This is a genomic window from Roseateles sp. P1_C6 (assembly GCF_056406315.1).
The window spans coordinates 120,770-145,049 of the sequence record NZ_JBFUAK010000002.1; the positions used below are offsets into that span (position 1 = coordinate 120,770).

Sequence of the window (24,280 nt, forward strand, 5' to 3'; positions counted from 1 at the left end):
GCGGCTCAGCGCTGCTCCACCTGCCGCTTGCCGAACAGCACCTCGCGCGCCTTGTCGTCGGTCAGCGGCTTGCGCACGCCGGCCAGCACCTCCAACCCGCGCTGCACGGCCGGGCGCTTGGCGATCTCGTCGAACCAGCCCTTCAGATGCGGGTAGTCGCTCATCTCCACGCCCTGGTTCTTCCACGAGCGCAGCCACGGGAAGACGGCGATGTCGGCGATCGAATACGCCGCGCCGCCGAGGTAGGTCGTGTGCGCCAGCCGCTTGTTGATGACGCTGTAGAGCCGCCTGGCCTCGTTGGTGTAGCGGTCGATGGCATACGGCAACTTGTCGGGCGCATAGATGCGGAAGTGATGCGCCTGGCCCAGCATCGGGCCTACGCCGCCCATCTGGAACATCAGCCACTGCAACGCCTCGTACTTGCCGCGCGTATCGGCCGGCAAGAACTTGCCGGTCTTGCCGGCGAGGTAGAGCAGGATGGCGCCGCTCTCGAACAGCGACATCGGTTGGCCGTCGGGCCCGTCCGAATCGGTGATCGCGGGGATCTTGTTGTTGGGGCTGATTGCGAGGAAGGCGGGGGCGAACTGGTCGCCGGCGCCGATGTCCACGGGATGCACCCGGTACGCAAGGCGGCACTCCTCCAGCATGATGTGCACCTTGTGCCCGTTGGGGGTGGGCCATGAATACACTTCAATCATCGTCGCCTCCGTGCGGTGCGCTCAACCAGCCCCCATTCTCAGACTTCCTCTCGACTCATGGTGGTAAAGCAAGTCAAGCACTGGCTCGTGACCCGCGCCAACGCGGCGCGGTGGCGTCCGATCCAGGAATGGGCCGAGGCGCGCGGCGCGGAGTTCACGCAGACCCGTGACGGCCAGGGTTTCCTGATCGACCACCCCAAGGCGCAGCCTGGGCCGTTGCGCGTCGAATGGGGCGTGTCGCAGCGCAGCTACCTGCCGGGCTCCGAGCTGCGCATGCGCTGCGAGATGGGCCTGAACGCCGACCTGCAGCTGATGGTGCTGTGCCGCGCGCTGATGGAGAACCTGGAGCGCGCCGTCTTCGAGGCCTACACCGACACGCTGAAGACCCGGGTCGACACCGACACGCCCGAGGAGATGCGCTGGCTGGTGATGTTCCCCAAGTTCAACAACGCCGCGTCGCAGATCGTGCGCCAGCGCTACGGCGTCGTGGGCGTCACCAAGGAGCTGACAAGCGCTTGGATCGACGGCGAGCTCAGCGAAGCGCTGGCCCAGGCCAGCCAGGACCTGCTGCCCGAGGGCCACCCCTTCGTGCTGATGAGCATGCGCGGCAACCTCTACCTGCGCACCGAGATGAGCGAAGCCGACCTGCCGCGGGTGCAGGCGCTGGTGCGGCTGCTGGAATGCGCGGCGCGCGAGGCGCTGCGCGTCAACGCGCGGCTGTCCGATACCGGCGCCTGGCCGACGACCACGTCGGTCGCCTGGACGCCGTCCACGCGACCCGGCGACGTGGCCTGAGCCTCAGGCCTTCTGCGCGAACTGCCAGGCCAGCTGCGACAGCGGCTTGGCACTGGCCGCCGTCTCCTTGGCCTGCGCACTGGAGGCCGTGCCGTCCACAACCCGCTTGGCAATGCCTTGCACGATGGCGGCGATGCGGAACAGGTTGTAGGCCAGGTAGAAATTCCAGTCGGCCATGACGGCGTCGACGTCGGCGCGGCCGGTGCGCTCGCAATAACGCTGCACGTACTCACGCTCGCTGGGGATGCCCAGCGCGACCAGGTCCTTGCCGCCCAGGCCGCGCGCGGCGCCCGAGGTCTGGATGTGCCAGCTCATGCAGTGGTAGCTGAAGTCCGCCAGCGGATGGCCCAGCGTGGACAGCTCCCAGTCCAGCACGGCGATGACGCGCGGCTCGGTCGCGTGGAAGACGAGATTGTCGAGGCGGTAGTCGCCGTGCACGATGCTGACCTCGGCCTCGTCGCGCGCCGTGGCCGGGATGTGGGCCGGCAGCCATTCGATCAGCGCGTCCATCGCCGCGTTGGGCTCGGTGATGGAGGCCAGGTATTGCTTGCTCCAGCGGCCGATCTGGCGCTCGAAATAGTTGCCCGGCTTGCCATAGCCGCCCAGGCCCGCGGCCTTGAAGTCGACCTGGTGCAGTGCCGCGATGACGCGGTTCATCTCGTCGTAGTGGGCCACGCGATCGGCATTGCTCATGCCGGGCAGGCTCTGGTCCCACAGCACGCGGCCGGGCATGAACTCCATCACGTAGAAGGCGCGGCCGATGACGGCCTCGTCCTCACACAGCGCCAGCATGGCCGGGACCGGCACGTCACTGCCGGCCAGCGCGCCCATGACCTGGAACTCGCGCTCGATGGCATGCGCCGATGGCAGCAGCTTGGCCACCGGCCCGGGCTTGCTGCGCATCACGTACTGCGCGCCGGGCGTCGTCAGCAAATACGTCGGGTTGGACTGGCCGCCCTTGAACTGTTCTATCGCCAGCGGCCCCTTGAAGCCGCTCACGTGGGCGGACAGCCAGGCTTCGAGGGCCGCGCTGTCCAGCGCCTGGGCCAGGGGACGGGTGCCGGTGAATGCTTCCATGGATGTCGTTCTAAGTGGCGCGAGGGCGCGAACTTTCCATTGTGCGATTCGGCCGATACCCGCCGTGTCGCCGCCGTGTCAGCGCGAGGCCGCCGCCAGCAGCTTGTCGCGGCTCAGCACGACCAGTCGGGTGGGCTCCACGCGCACGGCGCCTTCGCGTTCGAAGGCTTTCAGCTCCTGGTTCACGCGTTGGCGAGACGCCCCCAGCAGCTGGGCCAAGTCTTCCTGCGCCAGCTGCAGGCCGATGCGAATCTCTTCGCCCTCCTGCACGCCGTAGGAGCGCGCCAGCAGCAGCACCTGCTTGGCCAGGCGCGCGGCAAGCGGGCGGGTGTTGAGGTCTTCGATCATGTCGAACATCAACCGCAGCCGGCGGCAGTTCAGCCGCAGCAGCGCGTCGTACAGCTCGCTGTGCGCGGCCAGCAGCGCGCGGAAGTCGGACTTGCGCACGCACAGCAGCGTCGTCTCGCCGTGGGCGTAGGCATCGTGCGTGCGCGGCAGGCCGTCGAACAGCGCGATGTCGCCGAACCAGGTGCCTGGTTCGACATAGGTCAGCGAGATCTGCTTGCCGGCCAGAGACACCGAGCTGACGCGCACGGCGCCCTTGGCGACCGCCGACCATTCTTCGGCGGGCTCGCCGCGGTGGGACAGCATGGTCTCGTCGGGCAGGCGGCGCACGAAGGCGCGCTGCAGGATGTCTTCGCGCAGCGGTTCGGAGAGCCGGGAGAACCAGGCGCCCTGGTCGATCTGCTGGCGTTCGGCGGGAGTGAGGCTGAGTGCGTTCATGGTTTGAAGCGGCATTGTGCAGCCCCGGCGCAGCCCGTGCGCCACGCTGCGCAGCCGTCTAGGCCCGTGCTAGAGTGAAACGAACTGTTCATTCACCCTCGATCAACCGCATCGCTAGCCGCTCGCCGTCAATGCCCCTCACGGCCCTGCGCCCGACGTTGCTGGGTGCTCTCACACCCGCCTTGGCACTGCTGCTCGGCCTGACGCCCCAAGGCGTCACGGCCCTGGGGCTGGGCCGGCCGTTGATCCATTCCACACTCGGCAAGTCGCTGGATGTCAGCATTCCGCTGACGCTGGCCGATGGCGAGCAACTGACCGACGGCTGCCTGCGCGCCGAGGTGTCGGCCGGCGATGCGCGTGTGCCGGCCGGACTGTTGCAACTGCGCGTCGAGGGTGAACCCGGGCAGCAGCGCATCCGCCTGCAAAGCCTGGCACGCATCGACGAACCCGCGCTGCGCATCACGCTGGCCCTGGGTTGCCCGTTGCGGCTGACGCGTGAGTTCAATGCCTTCATCGACCCGCCGGCAGGCGCCGCCGCCTTGCCTGCACCTCCGCCGGTCGTGGCTACTCCGATGGCCGCCGAGCCCTCGCCACGCCTGCTGGCCGAGGCTGGTCCGACGCCTGCACCGCAACGCGCCGTGAAGCCGCGCCCGCGGCTCAAGCCCCGCGTGGCCGGCCCGCGCCTGGTGCTGGAGCGGCCGGAGGTGCTGGTGGCCGAGGCGCCGCGGCCCGTGACGCCGCCAGCCAGTGCGCCGGAGACGGACCTGACCCCCGAGCTGGAGGCCCAGATCACCCAGCTCGAACAGACCGTGGCCCAGTTGCGCGCCGAGCTGGAGGCACGCCAGCTGGCCGAAAGCGCCGCCTCCGCCGCGCCGCCGCCTGCCGTGGCGCCGTCTCAAGTGGCCGCAGCGCCGCCTGCTGTCGCGCACAGCGGTCGGGCCGCGGCCTACCGCGACCCGATGACCTGGCTGCTGACGCTGGGCCTGAGCCTGCTGGCCGGCGCGGCGGCCTTCCACGTCAGCCGCTGGCGCGACCAGCGCGCCCGGCGCGAGCGGGCCTACTGGAAGGCCTTGCACGCGGCCGAGGGGGCTGCCGCGCCCGCGCCGGTGGTGCCGGTGCCCGGCATGGCGCCGCCCGTCCTCGGTGGGGCGGCCGCGTTGCCGGATGAGGGCCAGCACCAGGTCACCCGGCCGCAGCCCCGTCCCATGCCCTGGCCGCCGATGCAGGTCATGCCGCCCGCGGCGCCCATCGATGCGTCGATGCTGGCCACGCAGCCGCTGCCGGCCCAGGCTGCCGCGGCGCCGCTGCTGTCCGACGAGCTGACGGTTGCCGATGATCTTCTGGACCTGCAGCAGCAGGTCGACTTCCTGCAGTTGCTGGGCCAGCACGAAGCCGCCGCCGATCTGCTGGCCGCACGACTGGCCCGCGGCCATGATGCCGGTGCCATGCCTTATCTGCTGCTGATGGAACTCTGCCAGCAGCGCGGCGAACCCGAGGTGTTCGCCGAACTGGCCAAGCAGTTCGAACAGCGATTCCCGGCGATCGCGCCGCAGTGGTCGCAGAGCCTGGCACGCGGCCGCACGCTGGACGCGAGCCCGAGTGTCATTGCGCACCTGCAGGTGATCTGGTCCGATCCCGCATCTGCCATGCAGATGCTGCGCGACCTGCTGGGCCGCGGCGCCGGCCCCGGCGCATCGCACTTCGACCTGCCGGCCTATCGCGATCTGCTGACGCTGTACAGCGTGGCGCGTGACCTCTTCGAGGGTGGGCTGCGCAGCGACGGCGTCGACCTGATGCTGCCGCTGGACTCCAGCTTCGGCGAGCAGACCTGAGGCCGGCGCCGTGCCTACATCCCGAAGTCGGTCGCGTCGCCGCTCATGGCCTTCTCGATGAGCTTGCGGCTCAGCCGCTCGGACAACAACTCGGCAAAGCTGTAAACGTAGTTGCGCAGATAGGCACCGCGCTTGAAGGCGATGCGCGTCACGTTGCTGCCCAGCAGGCTGCCCAGCGGCCGCGCGACGAGGTCGCTGTTGGCCGGCTCTTCGCGCATCGCCATCTCCGCGACGATGCCCACGCCCATGCCCAGGCGCACGTAGGTCTTGATGACGTCGGAGTCGATGGCTTCCAGCACGACGTTGGGCGTCAGGTGGCGCGCGGCAAAGGCCTTGTCGACGCGGGTGCGGCCGGTGAAGCTGGGGTGGTAGGACACCAGCGGCTCGGCGGCCAGCTGCTCGAGGCTGATCCGTTCGACGGTGGCCAGCGGGTGGTCGCGCGGCACCACCATCACGTGCTGCCACTCGTAGCAGGGCAGGGTGACGAGCTCGGGGTATTGCGCCAGCGATTCGGTCGCGAGGCCGAGGTCGGCGCTCTCGTCGAGCAGCATCTTGGCGACCTGGTCAGGGCTGCCCTGGTGCAGGCTGATGCGCAGCTGCGGCAGGTTCTTGCGCAATTGCGCCACCGGCGCCGGCAGCACGTAGCGGGCCTGCGTGTGGGTGGTTGCGATGGAGAAGGTGCCGCTGTCCTGGCGCGAGTACTCCTCGCCGATGCGCTTCAGGTTGCCGACTTCGCGCAGGATGATCTCGATGCAGGCCAGCACCTGCTGGCCCGGCTCGGTGATGCGGCGCAGCCGCTTGCCGTGGCGCGAGAAGATGTCGACGCCCAGTTCCTCCTCCAGCTCGAGGATGGCCTTGGAGACGCCGGGCTGCGACGTGAACAGCGCCTTGGCGGTCTCGGTCAGGTTGAGGTTGCGGCGGGCGGCTTCCTGGACGAAGCGGAATTGGTGGAGATTCATTCGAGAACTGTCAGGCAGGCTTGGCTGATGGCCTGGAGCACAGCATCCTGCTCGCCCAGCGGTGCGTGCAGCTGCCAGTCGATGGCGTCGCCGTGTTGTTCGCGCAGGCGGTCCAGCAGCAACGGCACGTCGCGCCGCACATGGCCGCCGGTGCCGAGGAACAGGGGCATGACATGCACGCGCGTGCAGCCGGCGGCGGCGAGTTGCGCGGCGGCTTGCTCCATGTCGGGTGACATGAATTCGAGATACGCCATCGCCAGCGGCGTGCCGGGTCGTGCAGCGCGCAGGCGCTCGGTGACGATCTCGAAGGGTCGTGCCCACGCGGGGTCGCGGGCGCCGTGGGCAAAGAGCAGCAGGCCGTCCATCAGCGGTACCTCACGAGCCAGGTGAATGCCGCCATCGACAAGCCCAGATAGAGCAGGCTTGGCGTTGCGGCGACGACCCAGGGCGTCCAGTTCTTCAACAGGCCCAGGTGGCCGGCGACGTTGTTCAGCAGCACGAAGCTGATGCCCAGCATGATGCCGCCGAAGACCTTGATGCTGATGCCGCCCGAGCGGCCATGCAGGTAGGCGAAAGGCAGGGCCAGCGCCACCATGACGAAGCAGGCGAACGGGTAGAAGGCCTTGCGCCAGAACTGGATGTTGTGGGCCTGGGCCGACTGCTCCTGGGCCGACAGATGCGCGGTGTAGCGGTACAGCTCCAGCGTCGACATGGACATGGCCGGCAGCACGGCGGCCGCGATGACGCCGGCATGCAGCGAGCTCTGCCAGTCCAGTTTGTCCAGTTGCTGCTCGCTGACGACGACCTCGCCCACCGAACTGCCGCCGGTCGCGGCCCCCGGGTTCCAGACCGTGCGCTTGACGGCCTGCAGATGCCACAGGCCCTGGCCGTCGACGTCGGCCTTGTCGGCCTCGGTGCGGGACATCAGCCGGCTCTCGGCGTCGAACTCGTAGATGCGCACGTCTTCCAGCTCGCCGGCACCGCCGACGCGACCGACCTTGACCGAGTAACTGCGTTCCTGGCCGTCGACCTTGCGGTGATCCTTGAGCCAGGCGCCACGCTTGGCCGGGTTGGCATCGCGGCTGAAGCGGGCGCGCATCTCGTCGCCCTGGCGCTCGAACTGCGGCGCAACGTAGTCGCCGATGACGAAGGTCAGCACCGCGAACACGGCCGCTAGGCCGGCCAGCAATGTGAGCGCGCGCGCAGGCCCCAGGCCGCCGGTGCGCAGGATGGTGAACTCGCTGCTCTGCGCGAGCCGGGCCAGCGCCATGATGGCGCCGATCAGCACGGCGATGGGGAAAAGCTCGTAGAAATGCCCCGGCAGGTCCATGACGGCCAGCAGGGCCGCCTTGCCGCCACCCGCGCCGATGCGGGCCATGCGCTCAAGTTCGTCGACGAAGTCGATGAAGAAGAACAGCGACAGGAAGGCCAGCGCGACCAGCACGACGGAACCGACGATGTCCTTGTACAGCAGGCTGCGAACCGTCCTCATGCCGCAGCCCCTTTCGCACGGCGGCGCAGGCAGAACCGGTTGCCGTTGTCGCGCAGCCAGATGGCGGCGAGCGCGATGAAGAGGGCGCTGCCGTGCACCGTGATGAGTGCGCGCGGCAGCGACACGCGGCCATTGCCGACCCAGGACTGCGACAGGTTGATCAGGTTGAAATAGACGATGAAGGCCAGCAGCGCGAACAGCAGGTTCCAGTTGCTGGCGCGCCGCGGGTTGGAGGCCGACAGGCCCACCCCCAGCAACGCCATGTTGATGCCGCCCAGGATCATGCCCAGCCGCCAGGCCAGCTCGCCCTGGTTCTTGGGCGTCGGCAGGCGCAGCAGGTCCAGCGTCCCCATCGCCTTGGGCGGCAGCTGGTTGGCGTTGGCCAACGCCTGCGTGTCCGTCAGCACCTTGTATTGCTCGAAGCGGGCCAGGCTCTTCTCGCCAGTCTTGCGCTGGGTCTCGTTGCGCTGGCCATGGTCCAGCACGAGGAAGCGGTCGTCGCCCTCCATCTGCAGATGGCCGCGCGACGAGGTGGTCACCGATTCGCGCTCATTCTGGTTGGCGAGGATGAAGACATTGCGGCCGGTCGCGGCGTTGTCGCCGTCGCGCTCGATGAAGAACACCCGGCTGCCGTCGCGCGAGCTCTGGAACTGGCCCGGCGCGACGCGCGACAGGTCGCTGCGCTTCTGATAACGATCGCGCAGTTCGGCGCTGTTCTGGTTGCCCCAGGGCCAGACGATGAGCTCCAGCACGACGACGGCCAGCAGGATGGGCCAGGCCATGCGCAGCACCGGCCGCACGAAGCGCGACAGCGGGATCCCGGCCGCAAACCAGATCGTCATTTCCGACTCGCGGTAGGAGCGCCCCAGCGTGATGACGACGGCGATGAACAGGGACAGGATCAGCATCGTCGCCAGGTGGGCGATGGTCGCGTAGCCCATCAGCAGCACGACGTCCTGCGGCGCCACGTTGCCGCCGGCGGCCTGGCCCAGCGTGCGGATCAGGGTCGACGTGAGCATGATGGTCAGGATGACCACAAGCGTGACGCCGAAGCTTTTGGCCAGCTCGGACCGCGTCGATGAATCGAATAACATCAAATCACTCTATCTACTTCTAGTCATTATGGACTTCAAGATTCAAACCGCTGAGCTGAATGCGCTCGCGGGAGTCGGTGCCGATGCGCTCGTCGTCGTACTCGGCGGTGAGGCTCTGGCCGCGGGTCTGGATGCGGCCGTGGCCAAGCATGCGCAAACAGCGATCAAGCTCGGCGACTTCGCGCTCAAGGGCGGCCAGGCGCTGACCTTGACGCAGGCCGAAGGCATCAAGGCCCCGCGCCTGGTGCTCGCGGCCAGCGGCAAGACGACACTGGCTGCCGCACGTGCGGCGTTGGCGGCGGGTCTGGCGCAGATCAAATCGCGTGGCGCGGTCAGCGCGGCCGTCGCGTTCGTCGGCTTCGATGCCGGCCTGGCCGAGTCGCTGGCCGAGCAGGCTGCGCTTGCCGCCACCGACGCGGTCTACCTGTACCGCCACACCAAGCCCAGCGCGCCGGCAGCACCCAAGCTGGCCAAGCTGGCGCTGCTGGTCGCCAAGGCCGACCAGAAGGCCGCCAAGGCCGGCCTGGTCCGCGGCGAGGCCATCGCTGCCGGCGTCGAGCTGGCGCGCGAATGCGCCAACCGCCCCGCCAACTACGCGACGCCGACCTACCTCGGCGAGGTCGTGCAAGGCTTGGGCAAGACCCACGGCCTCAAGGTCGACGTGCTCGACAAGAAGGCCGTCGAGAAGCTCGGCATGGGCAGCTTCCTGTCCGTGGCCCAGGGCTCGGACGAGCCGCTGCGCTTCATCGTCGCCCGCTACGAAGGCGCGGCCAAGACGGTGGCGCCGGTCGTGCTGGTCGGCAAGGGCATCACCTTCGACACCGGCGGCATCTCGCTGAAGCCGGGCGCCGAGATGGACGAGATGAAGTTCGACATGGGCGGCGCCGCCAGCGTCATCGGCACGCTGCGCGCCGTGGCCGAGCTGAAACCCAAGCTCAACCTCGTCATGATCGTCGCCGCCTGCGAGAACATGCCCAGCGGCCGCGCCGTCAAGCCGGGCGACGTCGTGACGTCGATGTCGGGCCAGACCATCGAGATCCTGAACACCGACGCCGAAGGCCGGCTCATCCTCTGCGATGCGCTGACCTATGCCGAGCGCTTCAAGCCGGCGGTCGTCGTCGACGTGGCGACGCTGACCGGCGCCTGCGTCATAGCGCTGGGTGGCATCCGCAGCGGCATGTACGCCAGCGACGACGAACTGGCAGCCTCGCTGACCGCGGCGGGCGACGCGGCGCTGGACCCCTGCTGGCGCATGCCGCTGGACGATGACTACGCCGAAGGCCTGAAGAGCAACTTCGCCGACGTGGCCAACATCGCCGGCCGTGCGGGCGGCTCCATCACCGCGGCCAAGTTCCTGCAGCGCTTCACGGCCAAGTACCGCTGGGGCCATCTGGACATCGCCGGCACGGCCTGGAAGGGCGGCGCGGCCAAGGGCTCCACCGGGCGACCCGTCGGTCTGCTGACCCATTTCGTGCTGAGTCACGCGAAGTAAGCGTGGCCCTTCAGGTCAGCTTCTACAGCGACGCGGAAGATCCGCTGCACTACGCCTGCCGGCTGATCCGCCGCGCGCTCGCGTCCGGCAAGCCGGTCGGCGTCTGCGTGACGCCGGGGCAGGCGGCCCGGTTGGACGCGTTGCTGTGGAGCTTCGAGTCCACCGAATTCATCCCGCATCGGCGCTGGGACGGCGCAACGCCGCCCGCGCCGGGCGAAGTGCTGCTGGTTGACGACGCTGCGCAGCTGCCGCACCGCGGCCTGCTGCTGAACCTCGCTGAGAACATGCCCTCCGACGGCCTGGACTTCGAGCGCGTGCTCGAAGTCATCGGCCGCGAGCCCTCGCACGTTCAAGCTGGGCGTGCGCGCTATCGCGCCTATCTGCAGGCGGGTGCCAAGCTGGACCACTTTTCTGCAGCAGGTTGACAAGGCCGCGTCCACGCTTTCCCGAATGAGAGCACCCCGGATTTGGGGTATGTTCAATTGGTTGAAAAATCAACAGTTCTAGTTGTCTGTTCGTTCTCTCTATTCAAACCGGAGTTGATCCATGCAAGTCAAGTTGAATGTGGTGGTGGGCGCAGTGGCAGCACTGCTCAGTGGTGCCGCAATGTCCCAGGATCTGGTGGTCAAGATCGGCCACGTCGGTCCTACCAGCGGCCAGATCGCCCACCTGGGCAAGGACAATGAGCTAGGCGCCCGCCTGGCCATTGAAGACCTGAACGCCAAGGGCGTCACCATCGGCGGCAAGAAGGTCAAGTTCGAGCTGCTGGCCGAAGACGATGCCGGCGATCCGAAGCAAGGCACGGCCGCTGCCCAGAAGCTCGTCGACGCCAAGGTCAACGGCGTGGTGGGTCACTTGAACTCGGGCACCTCCATCCCGGCCTCCAAGGTCTACAGCGACGCTGGCATCCCCCAGATCTCGCCGTCCGCCACCAACCCCAAGTTCACCCGCAACGGCTACAAGACGACCTTCCGCGTCGTGGCTGACGACGTGCACCTGGGTGGCACGCTAGGCCGTTACGCCGCCAAGGACCTGAAGGGCAAGTCGATCGCCGTCATCGACGACCGCACGGCCTACGGCCAGGGCGTCGCCGACGAGTTCGAAAAGGGTGTCAAGGGTGCGGGCGGCAAGGTCGTCGGTCGTGAATTCACCAACGACAAGGCCACGGACTTCACCGCCATCCTGACCTCCTTGAAGAGCAAGAAGCCCGACGTGGTCTTCTTCGGCGGTATGGACGCGGTGGCCGGCCCGATGCTGCGCCAGATGAAGCAGCTTGGCATCGAAGCCAAGTTCCTGGGTGGCGACGGCATCTGCACGGGCGAGCTGCCCAAGCTGGCCGCCGGCACCATGGGCGATGGCCAGGTCGTCTGCGCCGAGGCCGGTGGCGTCGAGGGCGAAGCCAAGAAGTCGATGGACGACTTCAAGGCCAAGTTCAAGTCCAAGTTCAACGTCGACGTGCAGATCTACGCGCCTTACGTGTATGACGCCGTCAATGTGCTGGCAGCAGCCATGGTGAAGGCGAACTCGGCCGAACCCGCCAAGTACCTGCCCGTGCTGGCCAAGACCGCCGGCTACAAGGGCGTGACCGGCACGATCGCCTTCGACGACAAGGGCGACATCAAGAACGGCGCGCTGACGCTTTACACCTACAAGGGTGGCGCTCGCGAGCAACTCGCCGTCGTGCGCTGATCATCTCTGCCTGACCGAACACCCGCCGCCGGCGGGTGTTTTTCGTTTGGGACCGAACCCGCCGCCGGCGGGTTCGGTGCTTTTGAGGGCGCATATTGCAATATGCGTGTGCTTAGACGACAAACTTGCGGGGTCAGCGACAGGTCGGCTGAATAAATCGTGACTAATGTGGGTGATGAATATGCCGTGCAATATTCACGGTCTTTTCAATCTGGCTGGGCTGATAGGCGTGCAGGCTTTGCAAAACGGGTTTCGTCGAATTTCAACGAAATGCCTGTGCGTTTCGCACGCTTTGCCCGCCGAGGGGCAAGACCTGTCATGGTGCTGTCGCCGGCTTTCATGTCTACTGCCGCCGGTCATGAAGTTGACCTTTGACTGAGTGCGAGAGGGCGCTATCGGACGAGACGGATTCAAGGGGCAGGCCCCCTTTAAACGGGGGGCTTTCAAGCCCAGGGGCCAGAGGCATGATGCCGGCGCGGTCAAGGGTGGGTGAAGGGTGCTCGTTGCGGCGTCAAGTCCGCGCATTTCAAGCCTGACCAGCGGTCTCCGAAGCGGTCCGTCGTCGTTGGGCGTGGCGGACGGCGGCGATGCGACAGGCGGCCTCTGCGCCAGGATGAATGGAATATCGATTTGATTCGAATTCCGTTGATCGGAATGCAAGTATGGATGACGCCAAGCAGAAGTGATCGGGGAAGTAAATGATTCGAATATTCAACCATTACCTGCACAAGCAGACCCTGCTCCAGGTCTTCTTTGACCTTGGCCTGATCGTGTTTGCCGTCATCGCGGTGGTGCTGAGCCAGGGGGAAGCGGCTCAGACCGTGTTGCCGTTCGCGGCCTCGCATGGCTTGTCGCTGGCCGGCTGCATGTTCGTCATTAATTCGGCCACGGGCTTCTACCAGCACGTGCACAACCGCTCCATCACCGAGTCCTGCGCCCGTGCGCTGTTCGGTTTGCTGTTCGGCCTGCCATTGGCCTACGCCATCTTCAGCCTGGTGCCGTCGAATACCAGTCACCGGGACATGTTGACGCTGGTGGCCATGGCCGCTGTTGCCGCCGTCATGGTGCATCGCGTCTACGCGGCGCATTCCGGCACGCAGGCCCGCCTGCGCAGTCGCATCCTGATCTTCGGCACGGGCCACGCCGCGCGCACGGTGGGCAACACTTTGCGGGCCTCTGACCCCCATGCGCAGATCGTCGGCTACTACGCCGGGCCCAATGAAGAGCAGCACGAGGTCGCGCGTGCCGAGATCATCAATGACGGCGCCAATCTGACCGAGGCCGCGCTGAAGCACAACGTCGACGAGATCGTTGTTGCGCTGAGCGAGCGTCGGGGCGGCAGCATGCCGCTGCGCCAATTGCTGGACTGCAAGCTTTCTGGCGTGCGCGTCGTGGACATCGCGACCCATTTTGAGAAGACGCTGGCGCAGATCAACATCAAGCATGTCAACGCCGGCTGGCTGGTGTTTGGTGATGGCTTCAGCCAAGGCATGGTGCGCGCCGCGATCAAGCGGGTTTGCGACATCGTTTTCGCTGCATTGATCCTGGCCGTGTCCTGGCCCGTCATGCTTGCCACTGCGCTGGCGATCCGTGCCGAATCGCGTGGCCCGGTGCTTTATCGCCAAGAGCGTGTCGGTCTCAACGGCGTGCCCTTCAAGGTCATTAAGTTCCGCAGCATGCGAACGGACGCAGAGAAGGATGGCAAGCCGCGCTGGGCAACGAAGAACGACGACCGCGTGACCCGGGTGGGCCGCTTCATCCGCAAGGTTCGCATCGACGAACTGCCGCAGCTTTTCAACGTGCTGTGGGGCGAGATGAGCATGGTCGGTCCGCGCCCCGAGCGCCAGTATTTCGTCGACGAGCTCATCAGCAAGATCCCGTATTACGCGGTGCGACACAGCGTGAAGCCTGGTGTGACAGGCTGGGCCCAGGTCCGCTACGAGTACGGCTCGACCATCGAGGATTCGGTCGAGAAGTTGCAGTACGACCTCTATTACGTCAAGAACCACTCGCTCTTCCTTGATCTGCTGATCATGCTGGAGACGGTGGCCGTCGTGCTGACCGGCAAGGGCGCCCGCTGAACATCGCGCCTCGGCGTAAGCGCCGATGCTGCGAGCCGGTCGGGCATGCTTGAATCTCGCATGCCTAGCGCCGGTCTGTACTCCGCCCCTGGCGCCTTCATCGAGGCGCTCGCCCCGCACGCCTCCTTGAGCACCCTGGGCGACCTGATCTGCTGCGTGGCCTATGGCCTGTTCGCGCTCTATTTCGCACAGCGGCTGGTGCGCGGCAGTCTGCCGGTCACCGCGCCGGCGCTGGTATTTCTGGCGGCGCTGACGACCAGCGCGATCTGGGCTGGTGTTGCGCTGGCCGACGGGCTCAGGCATTGGTCCGATCGTTTGCCGGGCTGGATCGCGCCTGGCCTCGATCTGCTGCGCTTTGGCCTTTGGTTCACTTTCATCCTGATGTTGCTGCCGCCGGCCCGTCGAGGCGCCGGGCTTGCCTGGGTGCGCCCCGTCGCCATCGTCGCGATCCTGGCTCAGCTGACGTTGATCCTTGCTGCCGAACGCCTGCCTTCCGACACGCTGATCCGGCCGCTCGCCCTGTCGTCATTGGGCATTGCGGTGCTGGGCCTGGTGCTTGTCGAGCAGATGCTGCGCAATGCCACGGCGGACGCGCGCTGGAATGCCAAGCCGGTCTGCCTTGGCCTGGGCGGCATCTTCGTCTTCGACCTCTTCATCGGGTCGCAGGCTGCGCTGTTCCAGCACTTCGACGGCGACGCCGTCAGCGTGCGGGCGTTGGTGCATGCGGCGGCCGTGCCGCTGCTCTACGTGGCGTCGCGCCGGCATGGCGACTGGTTGGGCAAGCTGCACGTGTCGCGCGCTGCCGTCTTCCACTCGGTTGCGCTGCTGCTCGTGGGCATCTATCTGCTCATCGTGGCAGGCGTCGGTTACTACGTTCGCTACACCGGTGGGCAATGGGGCAGGGCGCTGTCGGTGGCGCTGGTTTTCGTCGCGCTGGTGGCTTTGGCACTGCTCGTGGCTTCTGGCTCGATACGTTCGCGGCTGCGGGTCTACATCAGCAAGAACTTCTTCAGTTACCGCTACGACTATCGCGAGGAGTGGTTGCGGTTCACGCAGCTGTTGTCGAGCAGCACGGAGCCTGAGGGCACCGCAGAGACTGTCGTGCGCGCGCTGGCCAACCTGGTTGAGAGCCCGAGCGGCATGTTGTGGCTGCAGCGCGCGGCGGACGCCGACTTCGTGCAGGCCGCCCGTTGGAACCTGCCTGCGCATCCTGGCAGCGAAACGCGCGACGGCCCGCTGGCGAGCTTCTGGCGCGCGCGCGCGTGGATCGTCGACGTGGATGAATGGCGGCAGCGGCGCGACGCTTATCCAGGTCTGGAACTGCCGGCTTGGCTGGTGGAAGAGCCGCGCTGCTGGCTGGTTATTCCTCTGCTCGTGCGCGAAGCCCTGATCGGCTTTGCCGTGCTCGGGAGGCCACGCGCCGTTGTCGAGCTGAACTGGGAGGTGCGCGACCTGCTGCGCACCGCGGCCAGCCAGGCGTCCGGCTACCTGGCGCAGGCGCAGGCCACCGAGGCGCTGCTGGAAGCACGCAAGTTCGACGCCTTCAACCGCATGTCGGCCTTTGTCGTGCACGACTTGAAGAACATCGTCACCCAGCTGTCGCTGATGATGAAGAACGCCAAGCGGCTGCGCAACAACCCCGAGTTCCAGCAAGACATGCTGGACACGGTCGAGAACTCACTCGAGAAGATGCGGCAGCTGATGCTGCAGTTGCGCGAGGGCGACAAACCGCATGGTGTGACGAGCGGGGTCGATCTGGAGCAGATCGCGCGCCGCCTGGCCGCCGCAGCCGCCAGCAAGGGGCGGGTGCTGGAGCTGGAACTGCAGGCGGGCGTCAGCACGCGCGGTCATGGCGAGCGCGTCGAGCGCGTGCTTGGCCACGTGGTGCAGAACGCCTTCGACGCGACGCCGGTGGATGGCCGCGTCTGCCTGGCGCTGGACGCCGAGGGCAGCCAAGCCCGCATTCGGGTGCAGGACAGCGGCTGCGGCATGAGCCAGGATTTCATACAGAATCGCCTCTTCAAGCCGTTCCAGACCACCAAGGCCAGCGGCATGGGCATCGGTGCCCACGAAAGCTATCAATACGTGCAGGAACTGGGAGGCAAGATCAGCGTGCAGAGTGAATTGAACCGGGGCACGACCGTGACCCTGCTGCTGCCTTTGTTCCATGCACAGGCCGATGCGCCTCTGGCCGAGCTCGAGGCTCGATGAGCACGCCCCGTCACGCCCCGCTGCTGATCGTTGAGGACGACCTGGCGCTGCAGAAGCAGCTCAAATGGTCGCTGGACCGGTTCGAGTCCGTGCTGGCCGACGATGTCGCCAGCGCCGTGCTGCAGTTCCGTCGCAACAACCCTGCCGTCGTCACGATGGACCTTGGTCTGCCGCCGGACCGTGATTCGGTGTCGGAGGGCTTCAAGTGCCTGGAGAAACTGCTTGAGCTCGATCCGGCCGTCAAGGTCATCGTGCTGACGGGACAGAACGACCAGGACAACGCGCTGCGTGCCATCCGCATGGGCGCCTACGACTTCCTGGCCAAGCCGGTCGACCCGGACGTGCTGAGCCTCACCGTCGAGCGCGCCTATCGCCTGTACGAGTTGCAGCAGGAGAACCGTCGCCTGCAGATGCAGCAGAGCAGCGACGTGTTCTCCGGCCTGGTCACTCGCGACCCCGGCATGCAGCGCGTCTGCCGCATGATCGAGAAGGTCGCGCCCAGCGGCGCCACCGTGCTGCTGCTCGGCGAGAGCGGCACCGGCAAGGAAGTGCTGGCGCAGGGGCTGCACGATGCGTCCAAGCGCAAGGGGCGCTTCGTCGCAATCAACTGCGCGGCCATTCCCGAAACGCTGCTGGAGAGTGAGCTCTTCGGCTACGAGAAGGGCGCCTTCACCGGTGCGACCAAGTCGACGCTGGGCAAGATCGAGACGGCCAACGGTGGCACGCTGATGCTTGACGAGATCGGCGACCTGCCGATGCCGCTGCAGGCCAAGCTGCTGCGTTTCCTGCAGGAGCGTGTCATCGAGCGTGTGGGCGGGCGTCAGGAAATCCCGATCGACGTACGCGTCGTCGGCGCGACCCACCAGGACCTGAAGCAGCGCATCATCGACGGCCGCTTCCGCGAAGACCTGTACTACCGCCTCGCCGAGATCGTCGTCGAGATTCCACCGCTGCGTGACCGCGTGGGCGATCCGGTGCTGCTGGCGCATGCCTTCGTGCGCCGCTTTGCCACGGAGATGCGCCGCCCGGCGCCGACGCTGGCCGACGACGCCGTCAGGGCGTTGGAAACCCACCGCTGGCCTGGCAATGTGCGTGAGCTGCAGAACATGCTCAAGCGTGCGGTCATCATGGCGGACGATGACCGCATCACGGCCACCGATCTTGGGCTGCGCGCAAGCACCGAGCCTGTCGATGACGGCGCGTCCCTGGACCTGCGCAGCGTGCGAGAGCAGACCGAGCGCCACGCCATCCTCACGGCGCTGGCGCGCACCGACGGCAACATCGTGCGCGCTGCCGAACTGCTGGGCGTCAGCCGGCCCACCCTCTACGACTTGATGAATCGACTGCAGATCAAATGAGTGAATCCTTCGTTCGTGCCTGGCGGCACCGTCGTGTATGGGCCGCAGCGACCGCACTGGGCGTGCTCGCGGCCTGCTCCGGGCAAGACCCGGCCCAGCTGATTGCCGCGGGCCGTGCGCGCCTGGACAAGAAGGAGTACCGGGCAGCGGCCATCGAATTCAAGAACGCGTTGCAGAAGGATGGCTCGCTGAACGAGGCGCGCTTCCTGCTCGGCCGAACGCTGCTGGAAGGCGGCGACAGCGCTGGCGCGCTGGTCGAATTCAACAAGTTGAATGCGGCGGGCTACGAGCCCGACCAGCTGGTGCCGCTCTTGGCGCGGGCGCAGCTCGCGCGGGGCGAGTTGGACAAGCTCATCAACGACTGGGCGACGAAAAAGCTGGGCTCGCCCAAGGCGCAGGCCCAACTGTCCGCGTCGCTCGCCACGGCTTACGGCATGCGCGGCAAATTCGATCTGGCCCGTGCCAGTGCAGAAGCCTCGCTGCGGGACGATCCCGAGGGGCTCGAAGGCCTGCTGGTGATGGCGCAGATCAAGGCCATGCGTGACGACCTGCCCGGCGCGCTGGACGATGTGGCTCATGCGGAGCGCAGCCATGCACAGACAGTGCGCCCCAAAATCTTCAAGGCGCAGCTGATGGCGCAGATGCGCGATCGCTTCGACGCCTCTGCAATCGCCCAGGTCTATCGGGAAGTGTTGGTCCTGGACCCTAGGGACATACCGGCTCATTCCGGGCTGATTGAGCTGGCGATCCGGCAGAAAGACATGACAGCCGCCACCGCGCAACTCGAGTTGCTGCGCAAGGCCCAGCCCAATTCTTTGCCCACGCACTACTTCGCCGCGCTACTGGCCCTTGAGCGTCGTGATCTGCGCGTCGCGCAGGAGTCCATCCAGCTCGCGCTGAAGTTGGCGCCGGAAAGTGTCCTCGCGCTGCACCTCGCCGGCCGCATTGCCTTCGAGGCAGGCAATTACGCGCAGGCTGCGGCGCAACTGAGCAAGGCATTGCCGCGCGCAGCATCGGCCACGCCCGTGCGGCTGCTGCTGGCGCGTGCCTTGCTGCGCGCGGGTGACAACAGAAAGGCGCTGGCCACCCTACAGCCGCTGCTGGGCGAACGCACCGGCGTGCCGGCCGAGGCTTTCACGCTGGCGGCCGACGCCCAAGTGCGCCTGGGTCAGCCCGACGTTGCAAAACAGCTCTACCAACGAGCTTTGTCGGTCGATTCGACGGACGAGCGTGCCCGCAGTGCGCTGGCCATCTACGACATTTCGGACGGCAAGCTCGACCAGGGTGTGATGGTGCTCAAGGATGTCGCGCGCACCTCCGCCGGTTTGCAGGCCGACGTGCTGGTGGCCTCCACTTACCTGCGCGGCCGCAAGCTCGACCAGGCGCGCACGGCCATCGACGCCATCGAGAAGAAGCAGCCTGATGCGTCCGCAGCGTCCTATCTGCGCGCTCAGCTGGCATTGGCCGAGGGTGATGTTGCCGAAGCCACGCGGCAGTTCGAGACCGCCGCGCAACGCGACAGCAAGGACTTTGCGCCCATCTCGGCGCTCGTCACGCTGGATCAGCGCGCCGGCAAACCCGAAGCCGCGCTGGCCCGTTTGCGTGCCTACGCTGAGAAGAATCCGCGCTCGATCAACGTCGACCTCACCATCGTGGCGTTTGGCAGATCGCATGGCAATACGGCCGCCAAGGCAGCCACTGAACTGGAAGCACTGGTCAAGAAGTACCCTGACAGCGAATTGCCCCGGATAGCCCTCGTGCGCGCCTTGCTGGAGGCCGGCGACGTCAAGCGCTCCCAGGTGGTGGCCAACGAGGCCGTCACGGCTTTCCCGTCCAGCGCTGCCGCCGTGGAAGCCGTCGGTTTGAGCGAGTTGGCTGCGGGCAATACTAACAAGGCGCTGCAAGCCTTCTCGCAGTTTGCCACGCTGCAGCCCACAGATACCGCCCCTCTCATCCGGCTGGCCCAGGCCTATGCGGCCAACAAGGACGCAACCGGTGCATTGGCGCAGCTTGGCAAGGCGGTGACGCTGGAACCGGCCAACATGGACGCGCAGCTGCAACTCGTCACCATGCTCGCGCGCATGGGCAAGACCGACCAGGCCGTGACGCAGGCCCGCGCCGCGCAAGCCGCCGCGCCGGCGGACCCGACAGGCTGGATGCTCGAGGGTGATTTGCGCACAGGCAAGGCGGAGCACGCTGCCGCCGCGGCTGCATACCGGACGGGTCTCTCCAAGGCCCGCGTCGGGGCCAGCGCCGTCAAACTTCACCGTTCCATGGAAGATGCCGGCCAGTTGAAGGAGGCGCAGAAGTTCGAGAAGGAATGGCGCGCCGAACGTCCACGCGATCCGTTCTTTAACTACTACCTGGGTGATCGCTACCTGGCCCTCGGTGACCTCGATGCCGCCGCAGCGCTCTACCGCAGCGTGCTGGAGGTTGTGCCGCAAGACCCCGCGAGTCTGAACAATCTGGCTTGGATCCTGACGCAGCAAGGCAAACCCGGTGCTCAGGAGTTTTCTGAGCGAGCCGTCGCGCTGGCGCCCAAGTCCGGCCCCTTCCACGACACGCTGGCCGAAATTCATGCGCGTGCCGGTCGCCTGGACCGCGCCATCGCGCTGCAGCGGCAGGCCATGGAGTTGGCGCCCGACATGCCCGTGCACCGTCTGCATCTGGCCGACTACCTGATCCGTGACAAGCAACTGCCCGCTGCGCGCAAGGAATTGCAAGCCCTGGAAAGCCTCGGCCCTAAGTTCTCACGACAGGATGAGGTGAAGCGTTTGATGCGCCTGCTGTAGGCTGTGGTGCCGCGCCTCACCCCACCGAAGGAGCGCCGCATGTCGATCAAGCAAGCTTCATTTCGCAAGGCCTGGCACCGCACACTTCGCGCGCTGCTGGCGCAACTGCCTCGCGACGTCCGCTTCGAGCTGTACCGGCGACTGATTGATTGCGACCCTGCGCCAGACCCGCGGCTGGAGCTGAAGGTCGCCAACACGCAGGATGAGCTTGAGGCTTGCTTTCGCATCCTGCACGACGCCTACGTCTCTTCCGGCTTCATGAAGCCGTCGCCGTCCGGCATGCGCGTGACGCCGTATCACGCGCTGCCCACGACGACGACACTGTGCGCCAAATATGAAGGCCGCGTCGTCGGCACGATCTCGATGATTCGCGAGGGCGTGTTTGGCTTCCCCATGCAGGCGGCGTTCGACCTGAGTCCCGTGCGTGCGGAGGCCGGCCAGATCGCGGAAATCTCCGCGCTGGCCGTGCACCCGGACTTTCGAAAGACCGGCGGGTCCATCCTGTTCCCGCTGATGAAGTTCATGTACGAGTACTGCACCCAGTACTTCGACACGCGCCACCTCGTAATCGCGGTCAATCCCGACCGCATCGAGATGTACGAGTCGCTGCTGTTCTTCCGCCGTCTTCAAGAGAACACTGTCGACCATTACGACTTTGCCAACGGCGCGCCCGCCGTCGGGGCGACGCTGGACCTGTCACGCGCTCGGGAAGTGTTCCGCCGCACGTACGCCAGTCGCAAGCCGCGCAAGAACCTTTATCGCTATTTCGTCGACCTGCGTCTGCCCAACATCCAGCTGCCGCGTCGCCGTTACCACCTCACGAACGACCCGGTCCTGACGCCGGAGATGCTCGACTACTTCTTCAACCAGCGCAGCCGCGTGTTCGAGGAACTCGACGACCGCCGTCGCGCGCTGTTGTGGTCCATTTACGACCAGCCCGAGTTCCGTCCGGTGCTTCCGCTGTTGCAGGAGGGGCATGTCTCCTTCGCCACGATGCGGCGGCACCAGCGCTTTTCCATGCGCTGCCCCGCGGAATTCAAGACCACCGAAGGTGCGGGGCGGACGCTCGTGATGACCGTGATCGAGTTGTCCCTGTCAGGCTTTCAGGCGCAGTCGAAGCTGCCTTTGCAGGTCGGCACGCAAGGGAGCGTCGTGGTGGAGCTCGGCGCGGACGAGCGTTCACACCTGAAAGTGGATGTCGTGCGGGAGTTCCGAGGTGATGTCAGCTTCTACGGCTTTCGCGTGACGGAGGCCGACGAAGCCTGGCGCCACTGTGTCGCGGCGCTGGAAACCCGCCACGTGGGGGACGAGTTGTGAGGTTAACGCGGCGTTCGTTGTTGCTAGCGTCGGCGCTGTCGAGCCTGTCGTCCGCGTGCCTGGCTGACGGCGCGGTTGAGCTGATCGCGCGAGTCAAGCCTTCCGTGGTGCTGGTGGGCAGCTACGGTCTGATGGACAGCCCGCGTTTTGGCTTCAGTGGAACGGGGTTTGTTGTCTCGGATGGCCGCCATGTGATCACCAACGTGCATGTGCTGCCGCCACTGCAGCCGGGTCGGGTGGATCGCAACATTGCCATCCAGCACTGGACCGCCGACGCCGGCTGGCGCGTGCGGGAAGCCCGCGTACTGCGTACCGATCCCCTGCATGACCTGGCCTTGCTGGCATTCGATGGCCCGTCACTGGCGCCGCTCAAGCTGGCCGCTGTTGACCCGGCCGAGGGGCTAGACATTCTCCTGATGGGCTTTCCGCTGGGTGGCGCGCTCGGCTATTCGCACGTCACCCATCGCGGCATGGTGGCCGCGCGCACGGCGATCGCGCCGCAAGCCCAGACTTCGCAGAGCCTGCAGCCTCGCGCATTGCAGCAGCTGCGCCGGGGCGCGTTCGAGGTGCTGCAACTGGACGCCACCGCCTACCCGGGCAACAGCGGCGGGCCCGTCCTCGATCCCGCCAGCGGTGATGTCGTTGGCGTGGTCAACATGGTGCTGGTCAAAGGCACGCGTGAGGCGGCGCTCGCGGCGCCGAGCGGCATCAGCTACGCCATCATGGCGAGTCATGTGCTGGCGCTTCTGGCCGACCGTGGTGCTCAGGATTGAGCTGTCGGGATTCTTTACAGCTCACGCTTCAGTGGGCTGGCCTGATTAGCGGCTCCCGGAGATTTTTCATAAGAATCAGCCATTTAGATGTGTTTTGAGTGGGTTGGCACGGACCCTGCTTTAATTGATCCGACTGGCAAGCGTCGCTGGCCAAATCAACATCCCGCAAGGAGTTTTTCCATGAAATCCAAGCTTCTCGCCCTCGCCCTGGGTCTGGCTGCTTGCGCTGCACAGGCGGCGCCTACCTTTAGCTTCAAGAATGTTCCCGCCGGTTGGGACGGTGCGTTCAGCATCAAGCTGACGGGCTTTGAGTCGTTCTCGAACGGCTTGAACGTTGGCAGCCAAAACTTCGGTGTCCTGAAGATTACGTCGATCCAGACCATCGGTTTCAACGAAACCACCATCTGGGCCGATGGCGACAACGGCGCTGAAATCACTGGTGCGTTCAGTGGCATCACGGTCTCCAACTTCCAACCGTTCCTCGGCGGCGGCGTGCTGTCTGCCATCGGCGGTTCGGCGAGCTTCTACATCAACCCGCTCGGCAGCTCGGCTCTGGCTGGCGGCTTCACCCAAGGCATTGGTGGCTATGCCGCTGCTGGTGGTGGTTGCGCGGCAAATCAGAATTGCTATAACGGCGTGAGCAACGTCGGTGCTGGCGGTCTGCTGCTTGACACCGTTTATGTGCCTGGCGTTGATCCTCTGAACCCGGGTACCACCACGGTTTACGGCAACCTGCAGACCGCCAATCCCCTGCGTGGCAACGCGCAAGGCTATTTGGCTGTGACGGGCGGTTCGGAACTGAATCGTTTCAACACGAATGGCTTCATCGGCGGCGCTGCTGACCTGAATGCCAACAACACCTTCTGCACGGTTGGTACGTCGTCTTGCGCCACGTTCGCGCAAGCTGGTGGTACCCCGGCATCCGGCGGTTGGCAGCTGAAGATCGACGATCCTGTCGTCGGCTCTGCTGTCGTGCCTGAGCCCGCTTCGCTGGCTCTGGTCGGTCTGGGTCTGGTTGGTGCGGGTCTGGCTCGTCGTCGCAAGTCGGCCTGATCAGTCAGCTCTGTTTGACAAGAGCGGCCTCATTCGAGGCCGCTTTTTTGTTGTAGATTCGTTTGTCTGTTTCCAAAAATTCATGATGACGAATGCCGGCCTCGCCTTGGATCACGCAACTCGGCTACGCCAAGCTGCGCTGCAGGTTGCAGTGACACTGGTGGTGCTGGCCTGGGTGCCTGGCACCACGGTCAAGGCGCTGGTGCTGCTCGTACTCTGGGCGCTGCTGTTCTTGCCGCTGCGTACCGCTGAAATCTTGATGGTGGCCGGTGTCTGCCTGTTTTTCACTGGCATGAACGCCTCCGCGCTGAAGCAGGGCATCTTCCAGTTCCGTGAGCCCGACCTGCTGGGTATGCCGGCCTACGAGTTCCTGATGTGGGGCTTCTATCTGCTGCATGTCTATCGCCTGTGGGGCGGGGCGGCGCCAGCGAAGCCGCAGACGGCCTTGGCTTGGGCCTTGGGCCTGGGTTTTGCGGCAGCCTTTGCGGTCATCACCAATCAAATGCTGCTGTTTGGCGCGACGGCCACGCTGCTATTGGTCGCCTTGTATTTCTTCCACGACAGACTGGATCTCGCGTATGTCGGACATATGGTGATCCTCGGCACCTTGGTCGAGTACGTGGGAGTGCATGCCGGCCAGTGGTTCTATCCCATCGACATTCCGGGCGGCGTGCCTCCCTGGTTTGTCACCATGTGGGGTGGCATCGGCCTGTTCTTTCGCCGGCTGGTATTGCCGTGGATGTCGTCTGCGGTGTCGGTTCCTCAAGGACTGTCGGCGCGTTGA

The 24,280-nt window shown here is 66.0% G+C and carries 20 protein-coding genes; 13 read left to right on the top strand and 7 right to left on the bottom strand.

Annotated elements, in window-relative coordinates; genetic code table 11:
• Positions 1-5: 5 nt before the first annotated feature.
• Positions 6-698 (bottom strand): glutathione binding-like protein, encoded by a 693-nt coding sequence (locus AC1D29_RS03580; RefSeq protein ID WP_477894521.1) that lies wholly within the window; start codon positions 696-698, stop codon positions 6-8.
• An 87-nt stretch (positions 699-785) separates the two neighbouring features.
• Between AC1D29_RS03580 and AC1D29_RS03585 the strand changes: the two genes are divergently transcribed.
• Positions 786-1,493 carry a hypothetical protein gene (locus AC1D29_RS03585; RefSeq protein WP_477894522.1) on the top strand — a complete coding sequence of 236 codons (708 nt, stop codon included), beginning with the start codon at positions 786-788 and terminating at the stop codon, positions 1,491-1,493.
• Between the two features lie 3 nt (positions 1,494-1,496).
• Here AC1D29_RS03585 and AC1D29_RS03590 read toward each other — a convergent pair whose 3' ends face one another.
• Positions 1,497-2,570: a phosphotransferase gene (locus AC1D29_RS03590; RefSeq protein WP_477894523.1), complete on the bottom strand. Its 1,074-nt coding sequence runs from the start codon at positions 2,568-2,570 to the stop codon at positions 1,497-1,499.
• 78 nt (positions 2,571-2,648) lie between these two features.
• A complete protein-coding gene (locus AC1D29_RS03595) occupies positions 2,649-3,353 on the bottom strand; it encodes a Crp/Fnr family transcriptional regulator (protein ID WP_477894524.1) in 705 nt (234 codons plus the stop codon).
• A 131-nt stretch (positions 3,354-3,484) separates the two neighbouring features.
• On the opposite strand from AC1D29_RS03595, the gene AC1D29_RS03600 reads away from it, so the two are divergent.
• Positions 3,485-5,185: a FimV/HubP-related protein gene (locus AC1D29_RS03600; RefSeq protein WP_477894525.1), complete on the top strand. Its 1,701-nt coding sequence runs from the start codon at positions 3,485-3,487 to the stop codon at positions 5,183-5,185.
• A 14-nt stretch (positions 5,186-5,199) separates the two neighbouring features.
• Here the strand turns inward: AC1D29_RS03600 and AC1D29_RS03605 are convergent, their stop codons facing one another.
• The 4 genes from AC1D29_RS03605 to lptF are packed head-to-tail and all read right to left on the bottom strand — an operon-like array spanning position 5,200 to position 8,730.
• Positions 5,200-6,144: a CysB family HTH-type transcriptional regulator gene (locus AC1D29_RS03605; RefSeq protein WP_477894526.1), complete on the bottom strand. Its 945-nt coding sequence runs from the start codon at positions 6,142-6,144 to the stop codon at positions 5,200-5,202.
• On the bottom strand, positions 6,141-6,509 hold the full coding sequence (locus tag AC1D29_RS03610) for a sirohydrochlorin chelatase (RefSeq protein ID WP_477894527.1): 369 nt from the start codon (positions 6,507-6,509) through the stop codon (positions 6,141-6,143). Before AC1D29_RS03610 ends, AC1D29_RS03605 begins: the two co-directional genes overlap by 4 nt.
• Positions 6,509-7,636, bottom strand: a complete 1,128-nt coding sequence (gene lptG, locus AC1D29_RS03615) for an LPS export ABC transporter permease LptG (RefSeq protein WP_477894528.1) — start codon at positions 7,634-7,636, stop codon at positions 6,509-6,511. The genes AC1D29_RS03610 and lptG overlap by 1 nt, the downstream gene beginning before the upstream one ends.
• Positions 7,633-8,730: an LPS export ABC transporter permease LptF gene (gene lptF / locus AC1D29_RS03620; protein ID WP_477894529.1), complete on the bottom strand. Its 1,098-nt coding sequence runs from the start codon at positions 8,728-8,730 to the stop codon at positions 7,633-7,635. The genes lptG and lptF overlap by 4 nt, the downstream gene beginning before the upstream one ends.
• Positions 8,731-8,758: 28 nt before the next feature.
• On the opposite strand from lptF, the gene AC1D29_RS03625 reads away from it, so the two are divergent.
• The 11 genes from AC1D29_RS03625 to AC1D29_RS03675 all read left to right on the top strand — a co-directional run bounded on the left by AC1D29_RS03625 (position 8,759) and on the right by AC1D29_RS03675 (position 24,280).
• A complete protein-coding gene (locus AC1D29_RS03625) occupies positions 8,759-10,222 on the top strand; it encodes a leucyl aminopeptidase (RefSeq protein WP_477894530.1) in 1,464 nt (487 codons plus the stop codon).
• Positions 10,223-10,224: 2 nt separating this feature from the next.
• Positions 10,225-10,647, top strand: coding sequence for a DNA polymerase III subunit chi (locus AC1D29_RS03630; RefSeq protein ID WP_477894531.1), 423 nt, complete (start codon positions 10,225-10,227; stop codon positions 10,645-10,647).
• A 121-nt stretch (positions 10,648-10,768) separates the two neighbouring features.
• On the top strand, positions 10,769-11,911 hold the full coding sequence (locus AC1D29_RS03635; protein ID WP_477894532.1) for a branched-chain amino acid ABC transporter substrate-binding protein: 1,143 nt from the start codon (positions 10,769-10,771) through the stop codon (positions 11,909-11,911).
• Between the two features lie 698 nt (positions 11,912-12,609).
• The gene (locus AC1D29_RS03640) at positions 12,610-13,992 is read left to right on the top strand and encodes a TIGR03013 family XrtA/PEP-CTERM system glycosyltransferase (RefSeq protein WP_477894533.1); all 1,383 of its coding nucleotides are present in this window, start codon (positions 12,610-12,612) and stop codon (positions 13,990-13,992) included.
• 60 nt (positions 13,993-14,052) lie between these two features.
• Positions 14,053-16,203, top strand: a complete 2,151-nt coding sequence (gene prsK, locus AC1D29_RS03645; protein ID WP_477894534.1) for an XrtA/PEP-CTERM system histidine kinase PrsK — start codon at positions 14,053-14,055, stop codon at positions 16,201-16,203.
• Positions 16,200-17,561, top strand: a complete 1,362-nt coding sequence (gene prsR, locus AC1D29_RS03650; RefSeq protein ID WP_477894535.1) for a PEP-CTERM-box response regulator transcription factor — start codon at positions 16,200-16,202, stop codon at positions 17,559-17,561. Before prsK ends, prsR begins: the two co-directional genes overlap by 4 nt.
• Entirely contained in the window at positions 17,558-20,353 is a 2,796-nt protein-coding gene (gene prsT, locus AC1D29_RS03655; protein ID WP_477894536.1) for an XrtA/PEP-CTERM system TPR-repeat protein PrsT, read from the top strand. The genes prsR and prsT overlap by 4 nt, the downstream gene beginning before the upstream one ends.
• A gap of 39 nt (positions 20,354-20,392) precedes the next feature.
• Positions 20,393-21,670, top strand: a complete 1,278-nt coding sequence (locus tag AC1D29_RS03660) for a GNAT family N-acetyltransferase (protein WP_477894537.1) — start codon at positions 20,393-20,395, stop codon at positions 21,668-21,670.
• 17 nt (positions 21,671-21,687) lie between these two features.
• Positions 21,688-22,443 carry a S1 family peptidase gene (locus AC1D29_RS03665; RefSeq protein ID WP_477894538.1) on the top strand — a complete coding sequence of 252 codons (756 nt, stop codon included), beginning with the start codon at positions 21,688-21,690 and terminating at the stop codon, positions 22,441-22,443.
• A 180-nt stretch (positions 22,444-22,623) separates the two neighbouring features.
• Positions 22,624-23,496, top strand: coding sequence for a PEP-CTERM sorting domain-containing protein (locus tag AC1D29_RS03670; protein ID WP_477894539.1), 873 nt, complete (start codon positions 22,624-22,626; stop codon positions 23,494-23,496).
• Between the two features lie 82 nt (positions 23,497-23,578).
• Positions 23,579-24,280: a hypothetical protein gene (locus AC1D29_RS03675; RefSeq protein WP_477894540.1), complete on the top strand. Its 702-nt coding sequence runs from the start codon at positions 23,579-23,581 to the stop codon at positions 24,278-24,280.